The sequence below is a fragment of the Citrobacter amalonaticus genome (assembly GCF_037053465.1).
In the GTDB taxonomy this organism is placed as follows: Bacteria; Pseudomonadota; Gammaproteobacteria; order Enterobacterales; family Enterobacteriaceae; genus Citrobacter_A; species Citrobacter_A amalonaticus_H.
Map to the genome: position 1 here is coordinate 1 of NZ_JBALIF010000005.1, position 14,573 is coordinate 14,573.

Annotated in this window: 17 protein-coding genes and 1 pseudogene; 5 read left to right on the forward strand and 13 right to left on the reverse strand. The window is 53.0% G+C overall.

Features of this window, described 5'->3' with window-relative positions:
• From WB371_RS09695 to fkpA, 9 genes are all read right to left on the reverse strand, one after another.
• Positions 1–262 (reverse strand): GTP-binding protein (locus WB371_RS09695; protein WP_227640557.1); only part of this gene is annotated, 262 nt, incomplete at its 3' end.
• Between the two features lie 70 nt (positions 263–332).
• Positions 333–2,447: an elongation factor G gene (gene fusA / locus WB371_RS09700; RefSeq protein WP_336219872.1), complete on the reverse strand. Its 2,115-nt coding sequence runs from the start codon at positions 2,445–2,447 to the stop codon at positions 333–335.
• Between the two features lie 96 nt (positions 2,448–2,543).
• A complete protein-coding gene (gene rpsG / locus WB371_RS09705; RefSeq protein ID WP_042998382.1) occupies positions 2,544–3,014 on the reverse strand; it encodes a 30S ribosomal protein S7 in 471 nt (156 codons plus the stop codon).
• A 96-nt stretch (positions 3,015–3,110) separates the two neighbouring features.
• Positions 3,111–3,485 carry a 30S ribosomal protein S12 gene (gene rpsL / locus WB371_RS09710; RefSeq protein ID WP_000246815.1) on the reverse strand — a complete coding sequence of 125 codons (375 nt, stop codon included), beginning with the start codon at positions 3,483–3,485 and terminating at the stop codon, positions 3,111–3,113.
• Positions 3,486–3,610: 125 nt separating this feature from the next.
• Positions 3,611–3,898: a sulfurtransferase complex subunit TusB gene (gene tusB / locus WB371_RS09715; RefSeq protein ID WP_336219873.1), complete on the reverse strand. Its 288-nt coding sequence runs from the start codon at positions 3,896–3,898 to the stop codon at positions 3,611–3,613.
• A 7-nt stretch (positions 3,899–3,905) separates the two neighbouring features.
• The gene (tusC, locus tag WB371_RS09720) at positions 3,906–4,265 is read right to left on the reverse strand and encodes a sulfurtransferase complex subunit TusC (protein WP_336219874.1); all 360 of its coding nucleotides are present in this window, start codon (positions 4,263–4,265) and stop codon (positions 3,906–3,908) included.
• Positions 4,265–4,651: a sulfurtransferase complex subunit TusD gene (tusD, locus tag WB371_RS09725; RefSeq protein WP_336219875.1), complete on the reverse strand. Its 387-nt coding sequence runs from the start codon at positions 4,649–4,651 to the stop codon at positions 4,265–4,267. Before tusD ends, tusC begins: the two co-directional genes overlap by 1 nt.
• The gene (locus tag WB371_RS09730; protein ID WP_336219876.1) at positions 4,651–5,373 is read right to left on the reverse strand and encodes a transcriptional regulator; all 723 of its coding nucleotides are present in this window, start codon (positions 5,371–5,373) and stop codon (positions 4,651–4,653) included. The genes tusD and WB371_RS09730 overlap by 1 nt, the downstream gene beginning before the upstream one ends.
• 291 nt (positions 5,374–5,664) lie before the next feature.
• A complete protein-coding gene (gene fkpA, locus WB371_RS09735; protein ID WP_336219877.1) occupies positions 5,665–6,489 on the reverse strand; it encodes an FKBP-type peptidyl-prolyl cis-trans isomerase in 825 nt (274 codons plus the stop codon).
• Between the two features lie 223 nt (positions 6,490–6,712).
• On the opposite strand from fkpA, the gene WB371_RS09740 reads away from it, so the two are divergent.
• Positions 6,713–6,931: a protein SlyX gene (locus WB371_RS09740; RefSeq protein WP_336219878.1), complete on the forward strand. Its 219-nt coding sequence runs from the start codon at positions 6,713–6,715 to the stop codon at positions 6,929–6,931.
• A gap of 136 nt (positions 6,932–7,067) precedes the next feature.
• Here WB371_RS09740 and slyD read toward each other — a convergent pair whose 3' ends face one another.
• The 4 genes and pseudogenes from slyD to kefG all read right to left on the reverse strand — a co-directional run bounded on the left by slyD (position 7,068) and on the right by kefG (position 10,290).
• Positions 7,068–7,658 (reverse strand): peptidylprolyl isomerase, encoded by a 591-nt coding sequence (gene slyD, locus WB371_RS09745; protein ID WP_336219879.1) that lies wholly within the window; start codon positions 7,656–7,658, stop codon positions 7,068–7,070.
• A 94-nt stretch (positions 7,659–7,752) separates the two neighbouring features.
• Positions 7,753–7,953, reverse strand: a complete 201-nt coding sequence (locus tag WB371_RS09750; protein WP_005121675.1) for a YheV family putative zinc ribbon protein — start codon at positions 7,951–7,953, stop codon at positions 7,753–7,755.
• Between the two features lie 9 nt (positions 7,954–7,962).
• Positions 7,963–9,739, reverse strand: a pseudogene (gene kefB, locus WB371_RS09755) (glutathione-regulated potassium-efflux system protein KefB).
• Positions 9,739–10,290, reverse strand: coding sequence for a glutathione-regulated potassium-efflux system ancillary protein KefG (gene kefG / locus WB371_RS09760; protein WP_336220178.1), 552 nt, complete (start codon positions 10,288–10,290; stop codon positions 9,739–9,741). The pseudogene kefB and the gene kefG overlap by 1 nt, the downstream one beginning before the upstream one ends.
• 132 nt (positions 10,291–10,422) lie before the next feature.
• Here kefG and WB371_RS09765 point away from each other — a divergent pair, with 132 nt between their 5' ends.
• Genes WB371_RS09765 through WB371_RS09780 form a run of 4 tightly spaced genes read left to right on the forward strand, consistent with a single transcriptional unit; the run spans position 10,423 to position 14,490 of the window.
• The gene (locus WB371_RS09765; RefSeq protein WP_336219880.1) at positions 10,423–12,324 is read left to right on the forward strand and encodes an ABC transporter ATP-binding protein; all 1,902 of its coding nucleotides are present in this window, start codon (positions 10,423–10,425) and stop codon (positions 12,322–12,324) included.
• Between the two features lie 5 nt (positions 12,325–12,329).
• On the forward strand, positions 12,330–13,346 hold the full coding sequence (locus WB371_RS09770; protein WP_336220179.1) for a hydrolase: 1,017 nt from the start codon (positions 12,330–12,332) through the stop codon (positions 13,344–13,346).
• 2 nt (positions 13,347–13,348) lie between these two features.
• The gene (locus tag WB371_RS09775; protein WP_336219881.1) at positions 13,349–13,567 is read left to right on the forward strand and encodes a YheU family protein; all 219 of its coding nucleotides are present in this window, start codon (positions 13,349–13,351) and stop codon (positions 13,565–13,567) included.
• Positions 13,568–13,620: 53 nt separating this feature from the next.
• Positions 13,621–14,490 carry a phosphoribulokinase gene (locus WB371_RS09780; RefSeq protein WP_178827801.1) on the forward strand — a complete coding sequence of 290 codons (870 nt, stop codon included), beginning with the start codon at positions 13,621–13,623 and terminating at the stop codon, positions 14,488–14,490.
• Positions 14,491–14,573: the final 83 nt, after the last annotated feature.

A 14,573-nucleotide genomic window follows, 5' to 3' on the forward strand; every position in this document is an offset into this window, starting at 1 on the left:
AGTCGGCGTGCCCCGGGCAGTCTACGTGTGCGTAGTGACGAGTCGGGGTGTCATATTCAACGTGAGACGTGTTGATGGTGATACCACGAGCTTTTTCTTCCGGCGCGTTATCGATCTGGTCGAATGCACGAGCAGAACCACCGTAGGTTTTAGCCAGTACGGTAGTGATTGCAGCGGTCAGGGTAGTTTTACCGTGGTCAACGTGGCCGATGGTGCCGACGTTAACGTGCGGTTTTGTACGTTCAAATTTTTCTTTAGACACGGCTATATTCCTTACTATAGCGCTCTCCCCTTATGGAGAGAGCACGGGACTTAGGTTTTAATCCTGTGGATTATTTACCACGGGCTTCGATTACGGCCTGAGCAACGTTGTTCGGTGCATCATCGTACTTCAGGAATTCCATAGTGTACGATGCGCGACCTTTGGTCAGAGAACGCAGCTGAGTTGCATATCCAAACATTTCAGACAGCGGTACTTCAGCATGGATCTTAACGCCAGTCACTTCGGATTCCTGACCGCGCAGCATACCGCGACGACGGCTCAAGTCACCGATAACGTCACCGGTGTTCTCTTCCGGCGTTTCTACCTCAACCTTCATGATCGGCTCAAGCAGAACAGGCTTAGCTTTCTTAAAGCCTTCTTTAAAGGCAATAGACGCTGCCAGTTTAAACGCCAGTTCAGAGGAGTCAACGTCATGGTAAGAACCGAAGTGCAGACGGACACCCATATCAACAACCGGGTAACCAGCCAGCGGACCGGCTTTCAGTTGCTCCTGGATACCTTTATCAACGGCCGGGATGTATTCACCTGGGATTACACCACCTTTAATGTCGTTGACGAACTCGTAGCCTTTCGGGTTAGAACCCGGCTCCAGCGGGTACATGTCGATAACAACATGACCATACTGACCGCGACCACCAGACTGCTTGGCGTGTTTACCTTCGATATCGGTAACTTTCGCACGAATCGCTTCGCGGTAAGCAACCTGAGGTTTACCGACGTTCGCTTCAACGTTGAATTCACGCTTCATACGGTCAACGATGATGTCGAGGTGCAGCTCACCCATACCGGCGATAATAGTCTGGTTAGATTCTTCGTCAGTCCATACGCGGAATGACGGGTCTTCTTTAGCCAGACGACCCAGAGCCAGACCCATTTTTTCCTGGTCAGCTTTGGTTTTCGGTTCTACGGCGATGGAGATTACCGGCTCAGGGAATTCCATACGCTCCAGAATGATCGGCGCATCAGGATCACACAGGGTGTCACCCGTCGTTACGTCTTTCAGACCGATCGCAGCAGCGATGTCGCCCGCGCGAACTTCTTTGATCTCTTCACGTTTGTTAGCGTGCATCTGAACGATACGACCGAAACGCTCACGTGCAGCTTTCACGGAGTTCAGTACGGTATCACCAGAGTTAACCACACCAGAGTACACACGGAAGAAGGTCAGGTTACCCACGAACGGGTCGGTAGCGATTTTGAATGCCAGTGCAGAGAAAGGCTCTTCATCGCTAGCGTGACGCTCAGCCGGAGTGTCTTTACCGTCGTCCAGGATACCGTTGATCGCAGGTACGTCAACCGGGGATGGCAGGTAATCAATTACCGCATCCAGCATCGCCTGAACACCTTTGTTCTTAAATGCAGAACCACAGGTTACCAGGATGATTTCGTTGTTCAGAACGCGCTGACGCAGAGCTTTTTTGATCTCTTCTTCAGTCAGTTCTTCACCACCCAGGTATTTCTCCATCAGCTCTTCAGAAGCTTCAGCAGCGGACTCAATCAGGTTCTGGTGCCATTCGTCAGCCAGGTCCTGCATGTCAGCCGGGATATCTTCGTAAGTGAAGGTAACGCCCTGGTCTGCATCATTCCAGTTGATGGCTTTCATTTTCACCAGGTCGATAACACCAGTGAACGCTTCTTCAGCGCCAATCGCCAGCTGCAGCGGAACAGGGTTCGCGCCCAGACGGGTTTTGATCTGACCAACAACTTTCAGGAAGTTCGCACCCATACGGTCCATTTTGTTAACGAACGCAATGCGCGGAACTTTATATTTGTTTGCCTGACGCCATACGGTTTCAGACTGCGGCTGAACACCACCAACTGCGCAGTAAACCATTACCGCACCATCAAGAACACGCATGGAACGTTCTACTTCGATAGTGAAGTCAACGTGCCCCGGGGTGTCGATGATGTTTACGCGATGCGGTTCATACTGCTTAGCCATACCAGACCAGAATGCAGTAGTCGCTGCGGAAGTGATAGTAATACCACGTTCCTGCTCCTGCTCCATCCAGTCCATGGTGGCTGCGCCGTCATGAACTTCACCGATTTTATGGTTTACACCGGTGTAGAACAGAATACGTTCGGTAGTAGTGGTTTTACCGGCGTCGATGTGCGCACTGATACCGATGTTACGGTAGCGTGCGATGGGTGTTGTACGAGCCATTTGATTCCTCGTTTATCTTTTAGGCGTTCAATTTAAGTAGCCCAAAGCGGGCTGCTTACTGGAAGCGCCCGCCTGGTGACTAAAACTCCGAAGGGATTACCAACGGTAGTGTGCGAACGCCTTGTTGGCTTCGGCCATACGGTGAACGTCTTCACGTTTCTTAACTGCAGTACCTTTGTTTTCTGCAGCATCAGAAAGTTCGTTCGCCAGGCGCAGAGCCATGGATTTATCACCGCGTTTACGAGCAGCTTCAACGATCCAACGCATTGCCAGGGCATTACGACGAACCGGACGGACTTCAACTGGTACCTGATAAGTAGAACCACCAACGCGGCGAGACTTAACTTCGACAGTCGGGCGCACGTTTTCGAGAGCTACTTCGAAAGCTTCCAGTTCAGATTTACCAGAACGCTGAGCCAGGGTCTCCAGCGCGCTGTATACGATTGTTTCGGCAGTAGATTTTTTACCATCTACCATCAGGATATTTACAAATTTAGCCAGCAGTTCTGATCCGAACTTCGGATCCGGCAGAATTTTACGCTGACCAATGACGCGACGACGTGGCATGGAAATACTCCGTTGTTAATTCAGGATTGTCCAAAACTCTACGAGTTTAGTTTGACATTTAAGTTAAAACGTTTGGCCTTACTTAACGGAGAACCATTAAGCCTTAGGACGCTTCACGCCATACTTGGAGCGAGCTTGCTTACGGTCTTTAACACCGGAGCAGTCAAGCGCACCACGAACGGTGTGGTAACGAACACCCGGAAGGTCTTTAACACGACCACCACGGATCAGGATCACGGAGTGCTCCTGCAGGTTGTGACCTTCACCACCGATGTAGGAAGTCACTTCAAAACCGTTAGTCAGACGAACACGACATACTTTACGCAGTGCGGAGTTCGGTTTTTTAGGAGTGGTAGTATATACACGAGTACATACACCACGTTTTTGCGGGCATGCTTCCAGCGCAGGCACGTTGCTTTTTGCAACTTTGCGAGCACGTGGTTTGCGTACCAGCTGGTTAACTGTTGCCATTAAATAGCTCCTGGTTTTAGCTTTTGCTTCGTAAACACGTAATAAAACGACCTCATACAATATGAGGACGCCGAATTTTAGGGCGGTGTCGAAAAGGTGTCAAGAAATATACAACGATCACACAATCACCAGGCCAACTGGCTGGTGTGCTTAACCGCAAGTCTGACGAAGTCAGTATAGTCAACCCTGACGACACTGTCTGAAATTTGACCACCCAAACCGCGAGCTTCAATGTCTTCTTTCAGTGCGTATACCGTTATGGGGTTGTTTTGCAGACTTTCAAGGAAACGACTCCCTTCGATTGCGGCGGTGACGCCGTCCTGAAGCAATAAAAGTTCATCGCCTTCCGCCAGCAATCGCAAGAGAGAAGTGAAATCGCAGTGCCACGCGGAGCGGTGTAATGTATGCAGCATGAGAACCTCAAAATCTCAGGATGACATCATAGGTGCCCAGTTCACGGCGCAGCGCTTCAGGTTCAAGTCGCGCGGCGTCAATAACAAAACGTGTGTCTTCGCCAAGCCCGCGCTCACGTAGCGACGCAGCACATAGCCAACACTGCTCAATATCGTACAATCCCAGCAGTTTGAAAGTCGCGATATAGTCGCGCGCCAGAATGACATCTGGCTTTTGCCCCTGAAGGATCTGGAAAACGCCATCACCAATAAAGAAAACACCGAGGTCATCCGTTAGCGCCGACGTTGCCAGCAGCGCGTCCAGCCCTTCCCGGCCTGAAGCGCTGCCGTGCGGCGTCGTGGAGAAGATAAAAGCAACACGTTTCATCAGAACTGCACCACGCGATCGCAGGTCAGCGACGCTTCCGCCAGCGCGCCAAGACCACTGAGCGTAAAGCCTGGCTGCAAATTGGCGGAGGTCAGTCCCAACCTATCGGCTTCAGTTTCATCAACCACACCGCGACGCAGCGCCGCCGCTACACAGATATTCAGCGCAACGCCATGATCTGTATTCATCTGTTGCCAGGCCCGGACCAGGTCAAATTCATCGCTGGCCGGAGAGGTCAGTTGATTGGCGTTATACACTCCTTCGCGATAGAAAAAGACGCTGCTTAACATATGGCCTTCTTCTATCAATGCCTGAGCAAACTGCAACGCACTGCTCGCCTGCTGGGTACCATATGCCGGACCGGTAACCACAATGGCAAAACGCATTACTTATCTTGCCCCAGAAAATCGCCACTTTTGAACTGGCGAATATAGAGGTACACGGTGTGTTTAGAGATGTTCAGGCGATCGGCGACCTGGTTGATGGCGTCTTTAATATCGAAAATCCCTTTTTCGTACAGATTAAGCACGATCTGGCGATTCTTGGCGTTATTAGACACATTACGATCGGCGTTCACCTCTTCAATGGTGAACTCCAGGGTCTGCGTCACCAGGTCTTCCACTGAAGAGGCGAAATTCACAGACGACCCTACTTCCGGGGTTTCCGGTGGAATAAAGGTATTCATGATCTGTGAGAACGGTACATCAAGATTCATGTTGATGCACAGCAGACCAATCACGCGCTGCTCACGATTGCGAATAGCAATCGTCACTGACTTCATCAGAACGCCGCTTTTCGCACGGGTAAAGTAGCATTTAGACACGCTGCTATCTGCTCCGGTCATATCGTGCAGCATACGCAACGCAAGGTCAGTAATCGGCGAACCGATTTTACGCCCGGTGTGTTCGCCATTCGCAATACGAATCGCGGAACATTTCAAATCCTGCAAAGAGTGCAATACGATTTCACAGTGGGAACCAATGAGCATCGCTAACCCGTCCACCACCGCTTCGTAGGATTTCAGAATATCAAAGTCGGTCTGATCGAAAGGACGTTGATCCAGTAAATCGAGCTCACTGGTTTCGTTGGTTAAAAGCGACCTGGACATGAAAAAAAACACTCCTTTTCAGGAGCCTGTCGTTATGTTTTCAGGGCAGGCTCATTAATTATGCGGATGATTAAATTAATACAGAGGGGCTTTCACTTTCCACTACTAATTATACACGTCATCCCTCAAGCTGCCTCTGCGTTGGTAGCACCCGGTCACCTAAGTCACGTACTTATTGTACGCCCCAGGGGATTCATGCCCTTACCGCCCCGATGCAACTCGAATGGTTTTGTGAAGGTATCCGGCCCGCATAAAAAAACCGCCGCCCTGTTCGGCGGCGGTTCTCAGTTTTTATTTTTGAGCCGCATCTGCTGCTTTTGCGTCAGCTTCTGCTGCCGCTTCTGGCTTAGCATCCGCCTTCGGTGCCGGTTTGATATCCAGCAGTTCTACGTCGAATACCAGGGTGGAGTTAGCCGGGATGCCCGGTACACCAGTTTTACCGTAAGCCAGTTCCGGTGGGATAACCATCTTGATTTTCCCGCCTTTCTTGATGTTTTTCAGACCCTCAGTCCAGCCTGGGATCACACCGTCCAGACGGAAGGACAGCGGCTCGCCACGGGTGTATGAGTTATCAAACTCTTTACCGTCAATCAGCGTCCCTTTGTAGTTCACTACCACGGTATCGCTGTCTTTCGGCGCGTCGCCCGTACCGGCTTTCTCTACTTTATAAAGCAAACCGGTTGAAGAGGTCTTCACGTCTTTCTCTTTGGCAAACTTAGCGCGGAATTCTTTGCCTTTGGCTTCGTTGTCAGCCGCATCTTTTTCCATCTTCGCCTGTGCAGAAGATTTCACGCGAGCTTCAAATGCCTGCAGAGTCTGTTCGATCTCCTGATCAGACAGTTTACTCTTATCCGCAAACGCATCCTGGACACCAGAGATCAGCAGCTCTTTGTCCAGTTTGATCCCCAGCTTTTCCTGCTCTTTCAGGGAGTTTTCCATATAACGGCCCAGCGATGCGCCCAGCGCATAAGCCGATTTCTGGTCGTCGTTTTTGAACGCAGCTTTGCTGTCAGCAGTCGCAGCCGGTTTTGCCGCTTCAGCAGCGAAGGTGATCGGCGCATGCAGAGCAACGGCCATCGTGGTCGCCAGCAGCGTGACTTTAAACAGTGATTTCATCCATATCTCCAGGGCCGGGGCATCTCACCCCATGATTAACTTTTATCTGAGAAACGTACTATAAAGCGTTGTCGAACAAATCAACATACACTCATGACTGAATCTCGCTACTTTTGAGACTCTTTTTGTTTAAATTAGTTTCGCTCAGGCTAATTCAGTGCTGTGCAATCAGATAAAGTTCAGTAGAATCCGCCGCGACCCGAGACAATCAGTGAGGTGAAGCATGCAGGAAGTAACGATGGAAGCCCGACTGGCTGAGCTGGAAAGTCGCCTGGCTTTTCAGGAGATCACCATTGAAGAACTCAACGTAACGGTCACCGCCCATGAGATGGAAATGGCCAAATTGCGCGATCATCTGCGCCTGCTGACGGAAAAACTTAAAGCGAGTCAACCGTCAAACATCGCCTCTCAGGCGGAAGAAACCCCGCCGCCACACTATTGAGACGTAAAAAAAGCGGGCTTAACCCGCTTTTTTTGTGGCTCATTGCCGGATGGCGGTACAAGCGCCTTATCCGGCCTACTCATTCCAATGAGCTCGTAGGCCTGATCAGCGTAGCGCCATCAGGCATTATGACCTTTTAGTGGCAGCCGCAACCGCCTTTACCGCCGCCGCCACAGCAGCCTTCGCCGCCGTGCTCGTGACCGTGGTCATGGCCGTGACCGCCGCAGCAGCCATCATGGTCGTGGTCATGGTCGTGACCGTGCGCGCCGTGAACGTGACCGTGGGCCAGTTCTTCTTCGGTCGCTTCGCGGATCGCAACAACTTCAACGTTGAATTTCAGATTCTGACCCGCCAGCATGTGGTTGCCGTCAACCACAACGTGGTCGTCTTCCACTTCGGTAATTTCAACCGGAACCGGACCCTGGTCAGTTTCAGCCAGGAAGCGCATCCCCACCTGCAGTTCGTCAACGCCCATGAAGACGTCTTTAGGAACGCGCTGCACCAGGTTTTCGTCATACTGACCGTAAGCGTCGTTCGCGCCTACAGCAACATCAAATTTGTCGCCAACATCGTGACCTTCCAGCGCTGTTTCCAGGCCAGAGATCAGGGAACCGTGACCATGCAGGTAGTCCAGCGGCGCACTCACCGGAGACTCATCAACCAACACACCGTCTTCTGTACGTACCTGATAGGCCAGGCTGACCACCAGGTCTTTTGCTACTTTCATGATATCTCCTGAGCGTGGGAAAATTGCTGGCGCAGATTGTAGCCGAAATCTGCACCTGTGTACCCCTTAGCTTAAAAAAACTCGGGCCATATCGCTAGTCTGGATGAAAGATCCCGATGACTTGCTCTTCTTTGCGAACGTGCTCGCGGGCCTCTTTGTCTGCTTCACGCATCTGATGCCCGCACTTAACGCATTCAACAATATCGATATTATTTTCGCGCCACATCGCCAGAGAATCCTGGGCCTGGCAGGAAGGACATTTCGCCCCTGCAATAAAACGTTTACGGATTGCCATACTTATCCTCTACTCGAATTCATCCCAGCCATCCAGTTGGCGTCGTTCTTGCTGCATCTCGCGCTGGAAAATCTCTTCAAGTTCCCGTCTGGCTTCTCTGGCGCGCGAGATTTGTACCGTGTCGGTATGCATCGGAATCAGCTCTCTCAGCATCCGCATATCCAGTCGGCGAAAATGCAGTTGAGCCCGCTGCGCCTGATGCGGATGCATCCCTAACGACACCAGCGTTTTGCGCCCCAACTCAAGCGCACTGGAGAAGGTTTCACGGGAAAACTGCGACACGCCCGCCTGTAATAACTCATGGACTTCCACACGTCCGCGCGCTCGCGCAAGAATATGCAAATGCGGGAAATGTTGCTGGCAGATTTCCACCAGCTTCATCGTATCTTCCGGCTCATTGCAGGTAATGACGATGGATTCTGCCGCTTCCGCCCCGGCAGAGCGCAACAGATCCACCTGCGTCGCGTCACCGTAGTAAACCTTATAGCCGTATTTGCGCATCAGGTTTACTGCGCTGATGTCCCGCTCAAGCACGGTGATACGCATCTTATTTGCCATCAGCAAGCGTCCGATCACCTGGCCAAAACGACCAAAGCCCACCACGATAACCTGGGGCTTATCATCTTCGACCCACGGCATTTCATCGTCTTCATCCGGGCCATTCATCTGACGGGAAAGCCATTTATCGATTAGCTTCATCAGCATCGGCGTGGTCATCATCGACAGTGTGACCGTCACCAGCAGAAGCGCCATCTGATCACCATGAAACAACCGCTGCGACGACGCCGTTGAGAAAAGCACGAACGCGAATTCCCCACCCTGACTCAACACGCCCGCAAACTGCATTCTTTCAGAACTGCGCAGGCCATATAACCGGGCCAGCAGATAAAGCACCAGCGTCTTCACGCCTACCAGCACCAGCACACTTACAACCACCCACAGCAGATGGGTATACAGCACGCCAAGATTGAGCGACATTCCGACAGAAATAAAGAAGAGTCCGAGCAGTAATCCTTTAAACGGATCAATGGATGTTTCCAGCTCATGGCGATATTCACTTTCCGCCAACAAAACGCCTGCGATAAACGTGCCGAGCGCCATCGACAACCCCAGCGCATCCATGAATAACGCAGAGCCCAGCACCAGCAGCAGCGTGGCGGCGGTAAACACTTCACGCACACCGGAAGCGGCAATAAACCGGAACACCGGACGGAGCAGATATCGTCCGCCGATCAGCATGCCCGCAAACGCCAGCACCTTCATGCCAACCTTCATCCAGTCAAAGTGCTCATCGGCGGAACCGGCCAACAGCGGCACCAGCGCTAATGCCGGGATGACCGCCAAATCCTGAAACAGTAAAACTGAAAAGCCCAGTTGCCCTGACTCGCTGCGGTTCATCCCCTTTTCACGCATCAGTTGCAACGCCATGGCGGTAGAGGACATTGCCAGTCCGAGGCCGCCAACGACCGCGGCCTGCCATGAAAAGTCGGTCAACATCAATAGCCCGGCCAGCAGTGCCGCACTGAGCAGAACCTGGGCTGCCCCCACGCCAAAGATCGAGCGTCGAAGTTGCCAGAGTTTCGACGGATTCAGCTCCAGGCCGATGATAAACATCAGGAACACCACGCCCAGCTCAGAGAAATGGAGGATCTCATCCACATCGCTGATAAAACCTAATCCCCACGGGCCAATGGCGATCCCCGCGAGCAAATACCCCAGTACGGCGCCAATACCCAGCCGCGAAGAGAAACAGTACTCCCGCCGTCAATAAATCGGAACCTTCCATCAGCGGCCTCCCACGGGAACAGGATGAGCAAGCCAGTCGCCATACGCTTTTGCATGGCTTTCCAGTTCCTGCGCGCTCTGTCGTCTGGCCCAATAAATAATGATGGGGCTCATCCAATGCATACGGCACATCCCCGCCGTCAACTCGAAGGGCCGCAACACGTCGCTCATCGGATAGCGATTCAGCGCATCATAGCGATAGGCGCTTTCCGGCTCGCCGGTGGTAATGACGCTACGCCAGTACTTTCCCGCCAACTGGTTTCCACCCGGCCCGCTGGCAAAGCCACGGCTCAAAACCCGATCCAGCCACTCTTTCAGCAGCGCCGGGCAACTATAGGTGTACAGCGGATGCTGAAACACAATCACGTCATGCTCACGCAACAGCGCCTGCTCATGCGGGATATCGATAAAAAAATCAGGATAGTGCGCGTAGAGATCGTGCACCGTAACATTACTGAGCTGCATGGCCGGCTTAAGCAGGACCCGATTCGCCACTGAGTCCTGAGATTCCGGATGGGCATACAGCAGCAAGACCTTTGCTGGCTGAGACATCATCCCCCTCCCGGTTTTGTACTTTGTGTATCATTGTTGTTTTGGGCTAACATTGCGCCCCAGTGCGGCAAAATGGCTGCACACTACATTATCATAAAGATAATTTAACATAGTCTGAACATACGGCGCCTTATGATTGTTTTCTCCTCGTTACAAATTCGTCGCGGCGTGCGCGTCTTGCTGGACAATGCCACTGCCACCATCAATCCTGGCCAGAAAGTCGGTCTGGTGGGCAAAAACGGCTGTGGGAAATCTACCCTGCTGGCATTGCTGAAAAATGAAATCAGCGCCGATGCCGGCGGCTTTACTTTTCCCGGTAACTGGCAACTGGCGTGGGTGAATCAGGAAACGCCTGCCCTGCCCCAGCCTGCGCTGGAGTATGTCATTGACGGCGACCGCGAATACCGTCAACTGGAAGCCCAGTTGCACGACGCTAACGAACGTAACGATGGACACGCCATTGCCACCGTCCACGGCAAACTCGACGCCATCGACGCCTGGACCGTGCGCTCTCGCGCCGCGAGCCTGTTGCATGGCCTTGGATTCTCCAATGAACAACTGGAACGCCCGGTCAGCGATTTCTCCGGCGGCTGGCGTATGCGTCTCAACCTGGCGCAGGCGCTAATCTGTCGCTCCGATCTGCTGCTGCTTGATGAACCGACAAACCACCTCGATCTGGATGCGGTTATCTGGCTGGAAAAATGGCTGAAGAGCTATCAGGGCACGCTGATTCTGATCTCCCACGACCGTGACTTCCTCGATCCTGTGGTGGATAAAATCATTCATATTGAACAGCAAACGATGTTCGAGTACACCGGTAACTACAGCGCGTTTGAAGTTCAGCGCGCTACGCGTCTGGCCCAGCAACAGGCGATGTACGAAAGCCAACAGGAGCGCGTCGCGCATCTGCAAAGCTATATCGATCGTTTCCGTGCCAAAGCCACGAAAGCGAAACAGGCGCAGAGCCGCATTAAGATGCTGGAACGCATGGAGCTGATTGCCCCGGCGCATGTTGATAACCCATTTCACTTTAGCTTCCGCGCACCGGAAAGCCTGCCGAACCCGCTCCTGAAGATGGAAAAAGTCAGTGCTGGTTACGGCGATCGCATCATTCTGGATTCGATCAAACTGAACCTGGTGCCCGGCTCACGCATTGGCCTGCTGGGACGTAACGGAGCAGGTAAATCCACGCTCATCAAACTGTTAGCGGGAGAACTGGCGCCCGTCAGCGGTGAAATCGGCCTGGCGAAAGGTATCAAGCTCGGCTACTTCGCCCAGCACCAGCTCGAATATTTACGGGCTGATGAATCACCGTTGCAGCATCTGGCGCGACTGGCCCCTCAGGAACTGGAACAGAAGCTGCGCGACTATCTTGGTGGTTTCGGTTTTCAGGGCGATAAAGTCAGCGAAGAGACGCGTCGCTTCTCCGGCGGAGAAAAAGCACGTCTGGTACTGGCGCTGATCGTCTGGCAACGTCCGAATCTGCTGCTGCTTGATGAACCGACCAACCACCTTGATCTCGATATGCGCCAGGCATTGACCGAAGCGCTGATCGAATTCGAAGGCGCGCTGGTGGTGGTATCGCACGACCGCCATTTATTGCGTTCCACCACCGACGATCTGTATCTCGTCCACGATCGTAAGGTCGAGCCGTTTGATGGCGATCTGGAAGATTATCAGCAATGGCTAAGCGATGTGCAGAAGCAGGAAAATCAGCCTGACGATGCTCCTAAAGAGAACGTCAACAGCGCGCAAGCGCGCAAAGACCAGAAGCGTCGCGAAGCCGAACTGCGCAGCCAGACCCAGCCGCTGCGTAAAGAGATCGCCCGCCTCGAAAAAGAGATGGAGAAGCTGAACGCGCAACTGGCGCAGGCGGAAGAGAAGCTGGGCGACAGCGGACTGTATGACCAGAGCCGAAAAGCCGAGCTGACAGAATGTCTGCAACTGCAGGCCAGCGCCAAATCCGGGCTGGAAGAGTGTGAAATGGCCTGGCTTGAGGCGCAAGAGCAGCTTGAACAGATGCTGAGCGAGTGAAGGTGATGACACAGATTATCTATCCCGATCCGGATATGCCGAACGGCAGCAGTGAGGAGTTCCGCCCGATGCGCGGTATCAGCAATCGCCATCTGCAAACCATGCTGCCACGGCTGATCCGGCGAAAAGTGAATTTCGACGCCCACTGGCAGCGGCTGGAATTACCCGATGGTGATTTTGTCGACCTGGCATGGAGCGAAGATCCCCATCAGGCGAAACACAAACCGCGTCTGGTAGTGTTTCATGGTCTGGAAGGTAGTCTGAACAGCCCGTATGCCCACGGACTCATCGAAGCCGCACAAAAGCGTGGATGGTTGGGCGTCGTGATGCATTTTCGCGGATGCAGCGGCGAACCCAATCGCCTGAATCGCATTTATCATTCCGGGGAAACGGAGGACGGCACCTGGTTTCTACAGTGGTTACAACGCGAGTTTGGTCGTGTTCCTACCGCTGCGGTTGGCTATTCGCTCGGCGGCAATATGCTGGCCTGTCTGTTGGCGAAAGCAGGCCGGGATATCCCGATTGATGCGGCAGTAATTGTCTCCGCACCGTTCGTGCTTGAAGCCTGCAGCTATCACATGGAAAAAGGCTTTTCCCGTGTGTATCAGCGCTATTTGCTTAACCTGCTAAAAGCGAACGCGTCACGTAAGCTGGCGGCGTATCCCGGCTCGCTGCCGGTGAGTCTGGCGCAGTTGAAATCCCTGCGCCGTATTCGCGAGTTTGATGACCTGATCACCGCCAAAATTCACGGTTTTGCCGATGCTATCGACTATTATCGTCAATGCAGCGCCATGCCCTTGCTGAGTGACATCGCCATTCCGACGCTGATCATCCACGCGAAAGATGACCCGTTTATGGATAGTCATGTAATCCCGAAAGCAGAAGATTTACCGCCGCACGTGGAATATCAGCTCACTGAACACGGTGGGCACGTTGGGTTTATCGGCGGGACGTTGCGCCACCCTGAAATGTGGCTGGAGTCGCGGATCCCCGACTGGCTGACACCGTATCTGGAGGCATAACCATGCAGATCCCCTGGCAGGACCTTTCCCCCGACACGCTGGATAATCTGATCGAAAGCTTTGTGTTGCGCGAAGGCACCGATTATGGTGAACATGAACGTACCCTTGAACAAAAAGTCGCCGACGTCAAACGCCAGTTACAGTGCGGAGAAGCGGTTCTGGTGTGGTCCGAGTTGCATGAAACGGTCAACATCATGCCACGCAAACCGTTTCGCGAGTAACCCGCTGTCTTCGGCCGACTATAATAAAAAATCAATTTATTGATGGAGTTGTTATGTCTGCCAAACATCCGGTGATAGCAGTAACAGGATCCAGCGGCGCGGGGACCACCACCACCAGCCTCGCGTTTCGGAAAATCTTTGCGCAACTCAACCTGCGCGCAGCCGAGGTGGAAGGCGACAGTTTTCATCGCTATACCCGCCCGGAAATGGACATGGCGATCCGCAAAGCGCGCGACGCCGGTCGTCACATCAGCTATTTCGGCCCGGACGCCAATGACTTCGGCCTGCTGGAACAGACGTTTATTGAATACGGCCAGACGGGCAAAGGCCAGTCGCGAAAATATCTGCATACCTACGATGAAGCCGTACCCTGGAATCAGGTTCCGGGCACTTTTACCCCCTGGCAACCACTGCCGGAACCCACAGACGTATTGTTCTATGAAGGACTGCACGGTGGCGTAGTCACACCACAACATGAGGTGGCTAGCCACGTTGATTTACTCGTTGGCGTGGTGCCTATCGTCAACCTGGAGTGGATCCAGAAGCTTATCCGCGACACCAGCGAACGTGGGCATTCCCGTGAGGCGGTGATGGATTCAGTGGTCCGTTCGATGGACGACTACATCAATTACATTACCCCACAGTTTTCCCGCACCCATATTAACTTCCAGCGCGTGCCCACGGTGGACACATCAAACCCATTTGCCGCCAAAGGTATTCCATCGCTGGACGAGAGCTTTGTGGTCATCCATTTCCGTAATCTGGAAGGGATCGATTTCCCCTGGCTGCTGGCGATGTTGCAGGGATCATTCATATCACACATCAATACCCTGGTGGTGCCAGGTGGAAAAATGGGGCTGGCGATGGAGCTGATTATGTTGCCGCTGGTGCAACGACTGATGGAAGGTAAGAAAATCGAATAAACGATGGGAAATGCCCGATGGCGCGACTGCGTTTACCGGGCCTACAAATCAAAACTCTGTAGGCCGGATACGCCATCCGGCAA

Excerpts from the sequence above, each read along its gene's own strand:
- fusA (WP_336219872.1), bottom strand. The coding sequence starts at position 2,447 with ATGGCTCGTACAACACCCATCGCACGCTACCGTAACATCGGTATCAGT.
- rpsG (WP_042998382.1), bottom strand. The coding sequence starts at position 3,014 with ATGCCACGTCGTCGCGTCATTGGTCAGCGTAAAATTCTGCCGGATCCG.
- rpsL (WP_000246815.1), bottom strand. The coding sequence starts at position 3,485 with ATGGCAACAGTTAACCAGCTGGTACGCAAACCACGTGCTCGCAAAGTT.
- tusB (WP_336219873.1), bottom strand. The coding sequence starts at position 3,898 with ATGCTGCATACATTACACCGCTCCGCGTGGCACTGCGATTTCACTTCT.
- tusC (WP_336219874.1), bottom strand. The coding sequence starts at position 4,265 with ATGAAACGTGTTGCTTTTATCTTCTCCACGACGCCGCACGGCAGCGCT.
- tusD (WP_336219875.1), bottom strand. The coding sequence starts at position 4,651 with ATGCGTTTTGCCATTGTGGTTACCGGTCCGGCATATGGTACCCAGCAG.
- WB371_RS09730 (WP_336219876.1), bottom strand. The coding sequence starts at position 5,373 with ATGTCCAGGTCGCTTTTAACCAACGAAACCAGTGAGCTCGATTTACTG.
- fkpA (WP_336219877.1), bottom strand. The coding sequence starts at position 6,489 with ATGAAATCACTGTTTAAAGTCACGCTGCTGGCGACCACGATGGCCGTT.
- WB371_RS09740 (WP_336219878.1), top strand. The coding sequence starts at position 6,713 with ATGCAGGAAGTAACGATGGAAGCCCGACTGGCTGAGCTGGAAAGTCGC.
- slyD (WP_336219879.1), bottom strand. The coding sequence starts at position 7,658 with ATGAAAGTAGCAAAAGACCTGGTGGTCAGCCTGGCCTATCAGGTACGT.
- WB371_RS09750 (WP_005121675.1), bottom strand. The coding sequence starts at position 7,953 with ATGGCAATCCGTAAACGTTTTATTGCAGGGGCGAAATGTCCTTCCTGC.
- kefG (WP_336220178.1), bottom strand. The coding sequence starts at position 10,290 with ATGTCTCAGCCAGCAAAGGTCTTGCTGCTGTATGCCCATCCGGAATCT.
- WB371_RS09765 (WP_336219880.1), top strand. The coding sequence starts at position 10,423 with ATGATTGTTTTCTCCTCGTTACAAATTCGTCGCGGCGTGCGCGTCTTG.
- WB371_RS09770 (WP_336220179.1), top strand. The coding sequence starts at position 12,330 with ATGACACAGATTATCTATCCCGATCCGGATATGCCGAACGGCAGCAGT.
- WB371_RS09775 (WP_336219881.1), top strand. The coding sequence starts at position 13,349 with ATGCAGATCCCCTGGCAGGACCTTTCCCCCGACACGCTGGATAATCTG.
- WB371_RS09780 (WP_178827801.1), top strand. The coding sequence starts at position 13,621 with ATGTCTGCCAAACATCCGGTGATAGCAGTAACAGGATCCAGCGGCGCG.